The organism is Hyphomicrobium sp. (assembly GCF_003987855.1).
In the GTDB taxonomy this organism is placed as follows: domain Bacteria; phylum Pseudomonadota; class Alphaproteobacteria; order Rhizobiales; family Hyphomicrobiaceae; genus Hyphomicrobium_B.
The window spans coordinates 85,563-99,420 of the sequence record NZ_RXIZ01000009.1 but is presented as its reverse complement, the minus strand read 5'-3'; the positions used below and the strand labels follow the sequence as shown (position 1 = coordinate 99,420).

The window sequence follows — 13,858 nt, the reverse complement described above, 5'->3', positions numbered from 1 at the left end:
CCATTCATGCTAAAACCAGCTGTGTCGCGTAGAGTATCGTACCGTGTTCGAGGGCGTTTCATGAAGTACGGTAGCGTAGCCATCTCGGTGGCAGTGTGGTTGTTTAGTGCGGCGGCATTTCCGGTGGCGGCTCAACAGGTCGCCATCGTCAGTCCAGCGACGAGAGCCCCGGAGTTCATGCGTGTCTATGGCAGCTCACAGCCGCCATATGGCTTCGTCGCTTTCTGCGAGCGCATGCCTCAGGAATGCATCGTCACCTCATCCGATGACTCGCGATTCCAGGCGACTCCTCAGGCTCTGAGTGAGCTTGATGAGATCAACCGTTCGGTCAATCACGAGATTGAGCCGGCGACAGACATGGAAGTCTACGGCGTGGCCGAATACTGGACCATTCCGAAGACGCGCGGCGACTGCGAGGATTATGCGCTGCTGAAGCGGCATCGTTTGATCTCCCGCGGCTGGCCATCGGGCGTCCTGCTGATGACCGTCGTCCGCGACGAGAAGAACGAAGGGCATGCCGTTTTGACGGCACGCACCACTCAGGGCGACTTCATCCTCGACAATAAGGTCGATGTCGTCCGCCTCTGGAACCAGACGCCCTATCACTACGTGATGCGGCAATCCTACATGGATCCAAAGGTTTGGGTTTCGCTCGATCCGAACGATGCTTCGACCCCGGCGGCATTGTCCGGCGTTCAGTCGGTCGACCCGTCGATCTTCGACGCGCTGCCCAACTTTCCCTGAGGCTTTCCCGAAACGAATGATCTGAAACTGCAGGCCCGGTTCTCGCCGTCCCCCGACCGGACCTGCTTAAGCGGGCCGCGCGCTTCCCCAGCCGCCGGCCCGCATTCTTTTTGAGGGCTTAACCTCGCGTCAGCTTTGTGGAGTAAGTCCGGCCGCGTAACGCTTCCAGTTGGCCACGTAGCGTTTGGCGCCACGCCCGAAACGTTCGACCTCTTCATCGCTCAATTGCCGGACGACCTTGCCGGGCGAGCCAAGGACCATCGAACGGGGAGGAATCTCCTTCCCTTCCGGGATCAGCGCGCCAGCGCCGATTACGCATTCCTCTCCCACCTTCGCACCGTTCATGACGATGCTGCCGATACCGATGAGGCTCCCCCGGCCGATGGTGCACCCATGCAGCATCGCCATGTGCCCGACCGTGCAGTCTGCGCCGATCGTGAGCGGAAAGCCTGGGTCGGTATGCAGGACCGACCCGTCCTGCACGTTCGAGCGTGCGCCGACCGTGATCAGCTCGTTGTCGCCACGGAGCACCGCACCAAACCAGACGCTCGCGTCCTCTTCCAGCAACACTTTGCCGAGCAGAACCGCATTTGGAGCCACCCAGAACGCGCCGTTCGCGGGCGTGGTGACGCCCTCACCATCGAGCTTATAGAGAGGCATTTCGGAACTCGGTGTCAGACGCCTTCAAGATCCATATCGAGGATCGCCATCTGGAACTGGTACGACGTCTCCCCCTCCTCGACTTCCCGATAGAGTGTGGCGACGAACTCGTCATTGATGAAGACTTCCGCCATGTCGTCCTTCTTCGGCTGCGCTCTCACCTCGAGCGTAGGCGCTCCAAAAGTTTTGCGCAGATACGACTGCAGGCGAGCTAGCTCTTCCTTTTTCAATGTCTTTCTCCTGAATGAATTACAGTCCGCCGAAGTCGTCGACCCAGCCCTGCTCCATCGAGCGGGCAGGTTCGGCGCAACCGGCGCTGCCGACCACTTTCGCAGGCACGCCCGCGACGGTCACGTTGGGCGGCACTTCTGAAAGCACCACTGAGCCCGCCGCAACACGTGAGCAGTTGCCCACCTTTATGTTGCCGAGCACCTTGGCGCCTGCACCGATCAGCACGTTGTCGCCGATCTTGGGATGACGGTCGCCGGTCTCCTTGCCGCTACCGCCAAGCGTGACGGCATGCAGGAACGAGCAGTTGTCACCCACCACCGCCGTCTCACCGACAACGAAGCCCGTGGCGTGGTCGAGCATGATCCCTTTGCCGAAGCGGGCAGCGGGATGAATGTCGACAGAGAACATGCGCGAGGACTGGCTTTGAAGATAAAGCGCAAAGTCCCGCCTGCGGCTCTTCCACAGCGCATTGGCAAAGCGGTGGGTAACCAGCGCGTGGAAACCTTTGAAATAGAGCAGCGGATCCAGGTACCGCGTGCACGCCGGATCGCGGTCGTAGACCGCCTGAAGATCCGCACGAAAGACCGCGCCAAGCTCGGGTTGTTCCGCCAGCACGCTTTGAAAGGTTTGCGAAATCAGACCGGCATCGACATCCGTGTGGTTCAGCCGCTGCGCGAGTCGATGACACACGGCGTCTTCCAGCGCATTGTGGCTGAGAATAGTCGCGAAAATGAAGCTGCCGAGCGCAGGCTCGTGCTTCATCGCGGACTCGGCCTCAGACCTGATCTGGGCCCAGATGGGATCGACGATCTGGACTTTCGACGTCGCTGTCTTCGTGTTCGACACGGGAATCCTCGGCTCGAAATCGGACCCGGTGGGCCATCGATTATGGCAGGCGATTAACGGTCCTGCTTACGGCGGTCAATCGACCTTACTGTTAAACGTATACACTTTCTCCCCTCCGCGTGCATCTGCCGCCCTGGGCGGCGTTTGCCGTGTCCGAATTTGCCAATTAAATGGCCACCCGGATCGGAAAGGACACGTCTTAATGGCAGCTGCAGCTGAAGTCGCGACCCCAGCATTGCGATACAAAAAGGACGGCGCGATCGCGTGGATCATCGCCGATAACCCTGCCCGGATGAATGCTCTGACGGCTGCTATGTGGCAGGCGCTTCCCGATGCAGTCTCAAGGGCAGTCTCCGACCCCGAGGTTCGCGTAATCGTTCTGCGCGGCGCCGGTGAAAAAGCCTTCTCGGCGGGCGCAGATATTTCGGAGTTCGAGAATTCACGGACTGGCGACGCCGCTAAGACTTACGACGCCTTGAACGATGCGGCTTTCAACGCTCTGATCGGCTGCCCGAAACCGACGATTGCGATGATCCATGGTTTCTGCTTGGGCGGTGGTCTTGGCCTCGCGCTCTGCTGTGACATGCGCATCGCCGACGACGCCAGCCAATACGCGATACCTGCGGCGAAGCTCGGCATTGGCTACAATGCGCGCTGGGTGCGGCCCATCCTGGCAGCCGTGCCCGCGGCGCGAGCCAAGGAACTCCTCTTCACGGGGCGCCGCTTTCGTTCCGCTGACGCGGAAGCCATGGGCCTCGTCTCGCAGCTCGTTCTGGCGGCCGATCTTGAAGCAACTGTGCGGGCGCTGGCACTCGAGATCGCGGCAAACGCGCCGCTTTCGGTGGCGGCCGCGAAGAAAGTGATCGACGAGATCTCTCGCCATCCCGAGCATCCCGACATGGCCGCGCTCGACGCAGTTGTCATGGCATGCTTCGAAAGCGACGATTACGCGGAGGGGCGGCGGGCGTTTCTGGAAAAGCGCAAACCGGAATTCAAGGGCAAATGATCGCTTCGTTACGCTTGTCTCTGTTGACGGTCCTGAGCGCTTCGGCGCTTGGATCCTATACGCCCACGGCTTTCGCGCGTGACGACGCAAGCCTGCATGCATGCTTTCCAGCTTCGGCGCTCGCCGGAGTTCCTGGAGAGGAAAAAGTTCTGCGGGGCAATCGCACGTTTGATGCGCCTATCAAGCTGAAAGGATTCCAGCAAGCTGCGCCCGTAGCCGACGCCATGCGCGGCTCCATCCGTCGCGTCAATCTTCCGAAAGGCGAGAAAGTCATCGCACTGACGTTCGATCTCTGCGAACAGCGCGGCGAAGTCGCCGGCTACGATGGCCGCATCTTCGATTATCTGCGGCAACAGGGTGTGAAAGCCACGTTCTTCGCCGGAGGAAAATGGATCGTTTCGCATCGCGCCCGTATCGAGCAGCTGATGGCGGATCCATTGTTCGAGATCGGCAATCACACCGAGACGCACGCCAATCTGCGACTGCTTTCACCGGAAGCGATCAGGCAGCAAGTGCTCGCACCACAGAAAGCCTTCGAGGACGCGCGTGCCGATCTCGCGTCCAAACAATGCGTGGCTACATCACCGGACGCCCTCAGCGGCGTTCCCGATCAGCCAAAGATTTTTCGCTTTCCCTATGGCACGTGCAACGACGCATCCATGAAAGCGGTCAACGATGCCGGCATGCTCGCCATTCAATGGGATGTGTCGACGGGCGATCCAGATCCCCATGAATCCGCAGAACGTATCGCGGCCGCGATGGTCAATGAAGCGAAGCCCGGCTCGATCATCGTCAATCACGCGAACGGGCGTGGCTGGCACACTCCTGAGGCATTGCGGATCGCGATCCCGAAGCTCAAGGCCAAGGGCTATACGTTCGCGACGGTCACCGAGTTGCTCGCCATGGGCAAGCCCGTCATCACCGCCGAGTGCTACGATCGCAAGCCCGGCGACGTCAATCGCTACGACTTCCTTGGCGCTCTTCAACATCCGCTGAGCGCGGCGTCAAAAAGCTCCGCGACCCTTACATCGACCTCGGCTGGAGCCAAGGAAGCGCTGAAGAAGAAGCACAAGGCCGGCGACCCGGCCACTCCATCGACTGGTCAGTGACATGGCCGATGAACTCAAGGCTGCCGGTTCACACAGCGACGAAGTTTCTTTTCAACCGATAAGCGCGGACAGCGCAGCGCGCCTGGGACCAGCCTTCGCCGCGATGGACCCGTGGGCCTATTACCACTATGCCGGCGAAGCTTTGGCCGCGTATCTCGCTGGTCAGGAAGAAGCGGCTCCCCGACTCGAGATTAGGGTTGGTGATGATCTCGCTGGCGCCATCTGCATTCGAAAAAATTGGCTACGTGGCCCCTATCTCCAGTTCCTTGGAATCTTGCCGTCATTCCAGAATCGCGGCGTCGGTAGCGCGGCGCTCGAATGGCTTGAAGCCCTCGCCACGCGCGAAAAATCGCAAAACGTCTGGGTCGTCGCGTCCGGTTTCAATACCGGAGCGCTTTCGTTCTATGAGCGCTTTGGGTTCGTGCGCGTCGCGACCCTCGATGGGTTGGTCGCCGACGGGACCGATGAAATTCTTTTGCGAAAGCGGTTAGCGATCCGTTGATTGCCCGGCGCTTTTGCGTTGCATAAGCGGCTTTGGCTGCTGCGAACTGTTATCGCCGCCGCATGTGCGCGACGCCCGCAAGCGAAATATCTTTGGATCGTTTTTGTGCGCTGCGTCTGGTCTTTTGCGTACGGAACGAAAAAGGAAGAAGTCTCCCCCACCGCGAGCCCACAGAAGAAAACCACAGAATTGCGCCGTTTTTTGCTAGTTGGCATCGATCAGCGCGGAACGAGGGGGTGGGCGTCGAGTTAGCCTCTTCGCGATTGCCGAAGATTTAACGATTTGGTGACGCGCGATGCCCCGCGACGCAAAATGCTTTTTTCTTGTCAGTTACCACTGACGCTGCGTAGTTTTCGGCCGCGCTTCGAAGAGGGGAGCGGCGAATTCGGAAGCCTCTCGAACTCGGAGGTGTGACATGGCTCTGCAAGCCAGCCTTAATGTCCTTGCAGTATTATTGTCGTTTGGATTCGTAACCCTGGTCGTGCTCGGGACCTTTTGAGAGCGACCTTCTGGAGGAAACGCCTGAAACAGTAATCCCACGCACGATGCTCCAAGGAGCCAACGAGACGGGGGACTATTTCTGGGATGTCTGGCGCGAGCCAAACGACCATGCGGCGCGGCTTCAATGAGGACCGCGCCGTTTTTTTATCTCGCGTGATCAGGCTGCGGCGTTCACCGAGCGCGCGCGCTCGTAGTTCAGCACCGGCGCGAGCCAGCGCTCCGCCTCTTCTACAGTCCAGCCTTTTCGCGCGGCGTAATCCTCGACTTGATCGCGCTCGACCTTGCCCACGCCGAAATAGTGACTTTCCGGGTTCGCAAAATAAAGTCCCGAAACCGCCGAGCCCGGCCACATCGCATAGCTTTCGGTGAGAGTGATCCCCGTCTGCTGTTCCACGTCCATCAACTTCCAAAGCGTGGACTTCTCGGTATGGTCAGGTTGCGCGGGGTAGCCCGGCGCAGGCCGGATACCCTGATATTTTTCGAGGATAAGATCAGTACTGGACAGCTTCTCGCCCTTCACGTAGCCCCAAAGTTCCTTGCGCACTTTCTCATGCATGGCTTCAGCGAAGGCTTCCGCGAGGCGATCGCAAAGCGCTTTCGCCATGATGCGCGTGTAGTCGTCCGTCTTCTTGACGTGACGCTCGATTGCCTCTTCTTCACCGAGCCCTGTCGTCACCGCAAAGCCGCCGATGTAATCGGGGACGCCGGTGTCCTTCGGCGCGATGAAATCGGCGAGGGCCGTGTGCGCACGATCGCGCGAAGGATCGCGCGCGATCTGCTGGCGAAGCGTGTGCAGCGTTGCGACCTGGGTGCCCCGCCTATCGTCTTCGTATAGGGCGATATCGTCGCCGATGCTGTTGGCCGGCCAGAAGCCGACGACGGCCGATGCTTTGACCCATTTTTCCGCCACGATGCGTTTCAGGAGTGCCTGCGCATCATCGAACAGTTTTTTGGCTTCGGCTCCCACCTTATTATCGGTCAGAATTTGCGGGTAGCGCCCCGTGAGCTCCCAAGTCTGGAAGAAAGGCGTCCAATCGATATAGGGAACCAGCGAGCCCAGCGAATAATCAGCAAAGGTCCGCGTTCCGAGAAAACTCGGTTTGGCAGGTTGGAAGGTCCGCCAATCGATCTTGAACTTGTTGTCGCGCGCCGCTTTTAGTGTGATCCGCTGCTTGCGCGCTTCGTTGGCGAGATGCGCTTCGCGAACTTTTGCATATTCCGACTTTATGTTCTGGATGAACGGCGCCTTCTCCGTGTCCGAGAGAAGGTTTGACACCACGCCAACCGCGCGGCTCGCATCGAGCACGTACACAGCCTGGCCGCGATTGTAGTTCGGATTGATCTTAACGGCCGTATGCACCTTGCTCGTCGTCGCGCCGCCGATGAGCAGCGGAACAGAAAAGCCTTCTCGCTCCATTTCGGCCGCGACGAAACACATCTCGTCGAGCGACGGCGTGATCAGCCCAGAAAGGCCGATCATATCGACCTTTTCCCTCTTCGCAGTCTCAAGAATTTTGGCAGACGGCACCATGACGCCGAGGTCGATGACCTCATAGTTGTTGCATTGAAGAACGACGCCTACGATGTTCTTGCCGATATCGTGGACATCGCCTTTCACGGTCGCCATCAGGATCTTGCCCGCAGCGGGCTTCGCCTCCAAACCCGAGGCTTTCTTTTCCGCTTCCAGATAGGGCTGCAAGTACGCCACGGCCTGCTTCATCACGCGAGCCGATTTCACGACCTGAGGTAGGAACATCTTCCCCGCGCCGAAGAGGTCACCGACGACGTTCATGCCCGCCATCAGCGGACCTTCGATGACATGCAGCGGTTTCTCAGCCTTGCTGCGCGCCTCTTCGGTGTCGACCTCAATGAAATCCGTGATGCCGTGCACGAGCGCGTGCGTCAGGCGATCCTCAACCGGCCTTTCGCGCCAAGACAAGTCCTTTTCTTTTGCCTTCGCCCCGCCCTCGCCCTTGAACTTCGGTGCAGCCTCTAGAAGGCGGTCGGTCGCGTCTGGACGGCGATTGAGGATGACGTCTTCGCAAAGCTCGCGCAGCTCGGCGGGAATGTCGTCATAGACGGTGAGCTGACCGGCGTTGACAATGCCCATGTCCATGCCGGCCTGGATCGCGTGATACAGGAACACCGAGTGCATGGCTTGGCGCACCGGTTCGTTACCGCGGAAAGCGAACGACAGGTTGGAGACACCGCCTGAAATATGCGTCAGCGGCAGCTTTTGTTTGATCTGCCGCGCGGCCTCGATGAAGGCAATGCCATAGCCGTTGTGTTCTTCGATCCCCGTGGCAACTGCGAAGATGTTCGGATCGAAGATGATGTCTTCCGGCGGAAAACCGATTTTCTCGGTCAGGATTTTGTAGGCGCGCTCGCAGATTGAAACTTTGCGCTCAACCGTATCGGCTTGCCCCTCCTCGTCGAACGCCATGACGACGACAGCCGCGCCGTAACGCAGCACTTTGCGCGCATGTTCGAGGAAAGGCCCCTCGCCTTCCTTCAACGAGATCGAGTTGACGATCGGCTTACCCTGCACGCACTTGAGACCCGCTTCGATCACGCTCCACTTCGAGCTGTCGATCATGATCGGTACGCGGCTGATGTCCGGTTCGGAGGCGATGAGATTGAGGAACGTCTCCATGGCCTTCTCGGAGTCGAGGAGGCCTTCATCCATGTTGACATCGATGACCTGGGCGCCGGACTCGACCTGCTGACGCGCGACGGCCAGCGCACCAGCGTAATCGTTCTGTTCGATGAGCTTGCGGAATTTCGCTGAGCCGGTGACGTTTGTTCGCTCACCGACATTGATGAACGACTGCGCTGCGTTGGCTGCTGTCATTGTGTTTTGTTCACCCGTGAACGAATGGTTCGAGGCCGGAGAGGCGAAGACGCGGTTCGGCCTTTGTTATTGCGCGCGGTTTGTAGCCCTTCGCGTGACTTGCGATGTGAGCGATGTGATCCGGTGTCGAGCCGCAGCAGCCCCCTACCACGTTGATTAGGCCATCCGCCAACCACGGCTCGATCTTGCAAGCCATGTCATGCGGGGTCTCGTCGTATTCACCCATCGCGTTCGGAAGACCGGCATTTGGATAAGCCGAGATGCGAACGTCGGCGACATGCGAGAGTTCGGCGATATACGGGCGCATGAGCTCGGCGCCCAGCGCGCAGTTCAGGCCAATCGAGAACGGCCGCAGATGCCGCATCGAATACCAGAAGGCTTCTGCCGTCTGGCCGGAAAGCGTGCGTCCGGAGCGATCGGTGATTGTCCCTGAAATCATGACGGGGAGTTCAAGATCCTTTTCCTCGAAGACCTCGAGCGTTGCGAAGCCGGCCGCCTTGGCATTCAGAGTATCAAAGATGGTCTCGATCAGAATGATGTCGGCGCCGCCGTCGATCAATCCGCGCACCTGCTCCTTGTATGCGTCGCGGAGCTCTTCGAAATTCACGTTGCGATAACCTGGATTGTTGACGTCAGGCGAGATCGAGGCGGTCCGGTTGGTGGGGCCAACGGCACCCGCGACGAAGCGCGGTTTGTCCGGCGTTTTCTTGGTCCACGCGTCAGCCGCCCTCCGCGCGAGCTTAGCCGCGGCGACGTTCATCTCGTAGCCGAGTTCCTCCATGTGATAATCGGCGAGCGATATGCGCTGCGCGTTGAAGGTGTTGGTCTCGATGATGTCGGCACCGGCTTCGAGGTACTGGCCGTGGATCTCTTCAATGATGGCGGGCTGCGTCAGGACGAGCAGGTCGTTGTTGCCCTTGATGTCCTTGGAATGATCCGCAAATCGCTCGCCGCGATAATGGTGTTCGCCAAGCTTATATCTCTGGATCATCGTGCCCATGGCGCCGTCGATGATGAGAATGCGCTCGCCAGCTGCTTTTTCCAGCGCCGTCCAACTCGGTTTCCGTCTCATGTGAACGCCTCGATTTCTGATTTCGTTACGCTGCGTTGGCGTTTGCTGCGCGCGCCGCACGCAGACCCAGCAGATGGCAAATCGCATAGACGAGGTCGGCGCGGTTCAAAGTATAGAAGTGGAACTTCTTGATGCCTTCGTCGACGAGGTCCATCACCTGTTCGGTCGCCACCGCGGCGGCAACAAGATGCGACGTCGCGCTGTCATCTTCCAAACCTTCGAAACGGCGGGCGAGCCATGACGGCACGCTTGCGCCCGCGCGCTTCGCAAAACCCGCAACCTGCTTGAAGTTGTGGATAGGAACGATGCCCGGCGAAATAGGAACCCAGATCCCAGCCGCGCGCGCCCGTTCGAGATAGCGCAGGAAATGCGCGTTATCGAAACCGAACTGGGTGATGATGCGATCTGCGCCCGCATCAACCTTGGCTTTGAGATTATCGAGATCGGCTTCCGCAGTTTGGCTTTCCGGATGCTTCTCCGGATATCCCGCAACCGAGATTTCGAAGTCGCCAATCTTCTTCAATCCGGCGACGAGATCCGCCGCGTTCTTATAGCCGTCTGGATGCGGCTCATACTTCGCCCCTGCGCCGTTCGCCGGGTCGCCACGAAGCGCTACGATATGGCGAACGCCTTCGTTCCAATACTGGCGTGCGACCGCATTCACCTCATCCTTGGTCGCATCAACACAGGTGAGATGCGCCGCGGGCTTCAACTCGGTTTCCTTGAGCAGTCGGGTGACGGTCGCGTGTGTGCGCTCTCGGGTGGAACCGCCCGCGCCGTAGGTCACCGATACGAACTCGGGGCGCAGAGGCGCCAAGCGCGAGATCGCAGACCATAGCGTCTCTTCCATTTTCTCCGTCTTGGGCGGGAAGAATTCGAAGCTGACGACGATGTCGCCCGACCCAAGGAGCTTGCTTTTTTTCTCGGTGTTTTGTGCCATCAGCGTGCTCCCTCCCGCGCGTCGTCGGCTGACGCGGCTCTTTTCGTAAGCGGCATTTGACCGAGCGGACGTTCCGCCAACCAAATTGTCACCGTCAGCATGTCTTCGCGATCATTGGTCTTAGGCGCCAGATCTTCCACCGTTTTAGGCGTAAGGCCCGCGTCCTTCATCCACCCGACAACTTGCTCGTGAGCAAAGCCCAGACGCTCGTGCGCTTCGCGAGAGCGGAGAAATTCCAGTTCGTGCGGCGCGAAATCGACAACCAGGAGCTTGCCGCCGGGAGCGAGCACACGGGCCGCCTCTCGGATCGCCAATGCGGGATCCGACAGGAAATGCAGGACCTGATGCATGATTACAGCATCCGCCTGCTGATCGGCGAGCGACAGCGAGTAGAGGTCGCCGTGACGTACCTGCGCCTTGCCGCAGCCTTTGGCTTTCAGATTGGCACGCGCATAGGTCAACATTGTCTGGTTGACGTCGAGACCTAAGCCGCGTTCGAACCTGTCGGCAAAGAGTTCAAGGGTACGACCGGTGCCGGTGCCAAGATCTACAAAAAAGTCGAATGGCCCCTCGCCTATCGTCCGGCGCATTGCCGCCTCGACATCGTTTTCCGCCACATGCAGGGCGCGAATACGATCCCAGTCGGCGGCATGCTTCTCAAAGAAGGTCTGCGCCACCCCTTCGCGCTCCCGTTTCAGGGCTTCCGCGCGCTCGCGGTCACGGCGGACCGAGGTTTCAGATGGATCGACGTCGGCGACGAGCCGCAAAGCGAGACGCCCGCCGGCCTGCCGATCGGAAATGTGAAAATAGACCCAGCTCCCGTCGCGAAAGCGCTCGATCAGCCCGGCCTCACACAGAAGCTTCAAATGCCGGCTGATGCGCGGTTGGCTCTGACCCAGGATCAGCGTCAGGTCTTTGACGTTGAGTTCGCCACCCGCGAGAAGAAGAAGGATGCGCATGCGCGTCGGCTCGGCCGCTGCCTTGAGAGCCGTCACCAAATCCACCGTTGTCATCTCGCCGTGTCTCGACATGACGCGGAAGATATAAACATATCTTTATATGTCAAGCGGATTGTTCTATTTCCCCACGCGCTCGGGATGCGACGTTGGTTAACCGCCTTTTAGCGAAATTTACCATAAGCTCCCCCCGGCAAAGTGCGGGGGCCAAGTGGGCGTGATGAAGCGACGAAGTTACGAAGTTATTGAAGTTTCTGGCGATCGCGATCGCCTCCCCATCACAATCCGGCAAACCAATTCCAAGCTGGGAAAAATCCCGGGATTGTGTCTCATGACCGTACTTGCTGCCGCCATCGTGCTGCCGCAGTTGGTCTTCGCAATCTACGCGGTAACCGCACCTCAAGTGCGCAACGCGTTGATCGATCACCCCATGATCGCCGTTGAGCTGGCTCTAGCCCTTGTCTTTTGGGTCGCGCTGATCGTTTGGCCCTTGCGCAACATCCTTTTGGGACTGATCTCCGACCGCTACGTCGATATTCGCGACGGCGAGGTTAAGGTCGTCGATCGAACCCCTTTCTCAGCGACTCTCTGGCAGATGCCGCTCGCGAGCTTCGAAGGTGTTGCACTCCATTCGCGCTCATCCCTATCAGGCGTCCGACAGGAAGCCGTTCTGGTTCATCCCAACAGGCATCGCAGCATCGTCTTGATGGTGGCCGAGCGGATAGGGGCGCAGGAATTGGACAGTCTTTGCCGTATGTTGAGCCTTTCGCTCGTGCCGGCAGGCCGGCTCTACGACTTCAGCGATAAGCCTCGGCAAAGCCAAAATGCTGTGGCCGCATAGCCATTCGGCATTGTTTTGACGTGATTGTTGCCTCTCTAGCGTGCGGTGAGGCTTGTGTGAGTTGAGACGCGGTAGCAGAGTTCCTATGGGACCATCTGCCGTTTCGTGGTTGGTTAGGGGACGTAAGATGCGAGGGTTTGGTATGGGGTGGGCAATGTCGGCGCGTGTTCGCTCCGTCGGTTGGCTGGTGATTTTAGTCGCCGCTTTTGCAGGATTTTCGTCAGCTGGAGCGCGCGCGGAGACACCGGCCGTCTACATGCAGCGCGTTCAGAACGAGCTGATGTACGCGCAGCGCCAAGGCGGCGTGTCGGCCTACGCGAACGTTCTTCGCCGACACATGGACGTTCAGAACATCGGTTTGACCGCACTCGGCCCTCACGCTCGCACGCTGCCTAAGACGGACCGGCCCGCCTACTACAACGGCATGGTCAACTTCATCGCGAAATATGCCGCAAAAGAAGGCCCGAAATACATTGTTACGAGTGCCGTAGTAACCGGCCAGGGTGCAGGTGACGCCGGCGGCACCAACGTCGACAGTCACATCACGCTGGCTGACGGCTCGGGCTATGACATCCGCTGGCTCGTGATGAAGACAAGCCAAGGCTACAAGGTTCGCGACGCTCAGGTGGTCGGCTTCTGGATGACATCCTTCCTGGATGACCTGTTCCAGAACTACATCACCGAGAACGGCAATAACCCCAGGGCGCTCGTTCTAGCGCTCAGCCGCTGAGGCTATCGCTAACTGTGATTTTTAAGCGTCGCCCCTCGTCGGGCGACGTTTTGCTTTCCGCGCCCGCCCCAATTACGTCTAGCTTTGCCTCGACAAAGCGCCGCAGCTTGCATCGCCTGCGAGCATTGGCGAGAAATACGGCCGCTAACGTCCTATATATGGCAGCCAGATAGTCGGTGGGGAGAGAGGGGCCAATGAGCTTTTCGAAGTTGCGTCGTGCGGCGAGCGTGGCGTTCGCTATTACTTTCGCGCTGGGAACGGTGGCGCTGATCGCCTCCGCGACAACCCAAGCACAGGAACAACAACAGCCCGCTCCCGAAGGTGAACAAGCAGCTCCTCCACCCGCTGATGGCGGCGGCGCAGCGGCTCCCGCGCAGGAGGGAGCCCAGCCGAGCGCTGAACAGCCCGCCCCCGATACGGGCGCAGCGCCCGAGGCAGCGCCATCCGGCGGAAATTCGGCAGAGGTTCCCCCTGTCCAGTCGGAGACGCCAGCTGCTACTGCTGAGCCTGCGGCACCAGCCGCACCGGCCGAAGGTGCTCCTGCCGGCGCGATCACCGCAAGCCAGGTTCAGATCGGCGCGGCCGTCTTCGGTGCCGACGGTGCCAAGATCGGCGAAGTCAATGGCGTGAAGTCCGATGACTCCGGCAAAATTCAAGAAATCCTGGTGACCGACGGAATGCCGGCCGGCATCAATGCGAAGGTCTTCGAGGTTCCCGGCGACAAGATCACGAGCGTCGGCGATGGTGTGAAGCTCTCGCTCAGCTCGGAGGAAGCCAAGAAGCTTCCGATCATCGACAACAGCAAAGGTTGATCGGGCGAAATTGTTTGCCTCGATGGCGGCTTCCGGCTCGCTCTTCTTGAGACCGAA

Annotated in this window: 12 protein-coding genes and 1 pseudogene; 7 read left to right on the top strand and 6 right to left on the bottom strand. The window is 59.5% G+C overall.

Features of this window, described 5'->3' with window-relative positions; genetic code table 11:
- Positions 1 to 60: 60 nt before the first annotated feature.
- Positions 61 to 744, top strand: coding sequence for a transglutaminase-like cysteine peptidase (locus tag EKK30_RS09220; RefSeq protein ID WP_290983606.1), 684 nt, complete (start codon positions 61 to 63; stop codon positions 742 to 744).
- Between the two features lie 129 nt (positions 745 to 873).
- Here EKK30_RS09220 and EKK30_RS09215 read toward each other — a convergent pair whose 3' ends face one another.
- Genes EKK30_RS09215 through cysE form a run of 3 tightly spaced genes read right to left on the bottom strand, consistent with a single transcriptional unit; the run spans position 874 to position 2,481 of the window.
- Entirely contained in the window at positions 874 to 1,404 is a 531-nt protein-coding gene (locus tag EKK30_RS09215; protein WP_290983603.1) for a gamma carbonic anhydrase family protein, read from the bottom strand.
- 14 nt (positions 1,405 to 1,418) lie between these two features.
- Entirely contained in the window at positions 1,419 to 1,634 is a 216-nt protein-coding gene (locus EKK30_RS09210; protein ID WP_290983600.1) for a DUF3126 family protein, read from the bottom strand.
- 19 nt (positions 1,635 to 1,653) lie between these two features.
- Complete coding sequence (gene cysE / locus EKK30_RS09205) at positions 1,654 to 2,481, bottom strand: serine O-acetyltransferase (protein ID WP_290983597.1); 828 nt, start codon at positions 2,479 to 2,481, stop codon at positions 1,654 to 1,656.
- A gap of 202 nt (positions 2,482 to 2,683) precedes the next feature.
- Here cysE and EKK30_RS09200 point away from each other — a divergent pair, with 202 nt between their 5' ends.
- The 3 genes from EKK30_RS09200 to EKK30_RS09190 are packed head-to-tail and all read left to right on the top strand — an operon-like array spanning position 2,684 to position 5,098.
- Entirely contained in the window at positions 2,684 to 3,487 is an 804-nt protein-coding gene (locus tag EKK30_RS09200) for an enoyl-CoA hydratase (RefSeq protein WP_290983594.1), read from the top strand.
- The gene (locus EKK30_RS09195; protein ID WP_290983591.1) at positions 3,484 to 4,596 is read left to right on the top strand and encodes a polysaccharide deacetylase family protein; all 1,113 of its coding nucleotides are present in this window, start codon (positions 3,484 to 3,486) and stop codon (positions 4,594 to 4,596) included. Before EKK30_RS09200 ends, EKK30_RS09195 begins: the two co-directional genes overlap by 4 nt.
- Position 4,597: 1 nt before the next feature.
- Positions 4,598 to 5,098 carry an N-acetyltransferase gene (locus tag EKK30_RS09190; protein WP_290983588.1) on the top strand — a complete coding sequence of 167 codons (501 nt, stop codon included), beginning with the start codon at positions 4,598 to 4,600 and terminating at the stop codon, positions 5,096 to 5,098.
- 658 nt (positions 5,099 to 5,756) lie between these two features.
- Here the strand turns inward: EKK30_RS09190 and metH are convergent.
- From metH to EKK30_RS09175, 3 genes and pseudogenes are all read right to left on the bottom strand, one after another.
- A pseudogene (gene metH / locus EKK30_RS09185) lies at positions 5,757 to 9,522 on the bottom strand (methionine synthase).
- A 25-nt stretch (positions 9,523 to 9,547) separates the two neighbouring features.
- Complete coding sequence (gene metF, locus EKK30_RS09180) at positions 9,548 to 10,462, bottom strand: methylenetetrahydrofolate reductase [NAD(P)H] (protein WP_290983585.1); 915 nt, start codon at positions 10,460 to 10,462, stop codon at positions 9,548 to 9,550.
- A complete protein-coding gene (locus EKK30_RS09175; protein ID WP_290983582.1) occupies positions 10,462 to 11,475 on the bottom strand; it encodes a metalloregulator ArsR/SmtB family transcription factor in 1,014 nt (337 codons plus the stop codon). The genes metF and EKK30_RS09175 overlap by 1 nt, the downstream gene beginning before the upstream one ends.
- Positions 11,476 to 11,749: 274 nt before the next feature.
- Here EKK30_RS09175 and EKK30_RS09170 point away from each other — a divergent pair, with 274 nt between their 5' ends.
- The 3 genes from EKK30_RS09170 to EKK30_RS09160 all read left to right on the top strand — a co-directional run bounded on the left by EKK30_RS09170 (position 11,750) and on the right by EKK30_RS09160 (position 13,801).
- The gene (locus tag EKK30_RS09170) at positions 11,750 to 12,259 is read left to right on the top strand and encodes a hypothetical protein (RefSeq protein ID WP_290983579.1); all 510 of its coding nucleotides are present in this window, start codon (positions 11,750 to 11,752) and stop codon (positions 12,257 to 12,259) included.
- A 154-nt stretch (positions 12,260 to 12,413) separates the two neighbouring features.
- Complete coding sequence (locus tag EKK30_RS09165) at positions 12,414 to 12,989, top strand: ABC transporter substrate-binding protein (RefSeq protein WP_290983576.1); 576 nt, start codon at positions 12,414 to 12,416, stop codon at positions 12,987 to 12,989.
- A gap of 194 nt (positions 12,990 to 13,183) precedes the next feature.
- Complete coding sequence (locus tag EKK30_RS09160) at positions 13,184 to 13,801, top strand: PRC-barrel domain-containing protein (protein WP_290983573.1); 618 nt, start codon at positions 13,184 to 13,186, stop codon at positions 13,799 to 13,801.
- Positions 13,802 to 13,858: the final 57 nt, after the last annotated feature.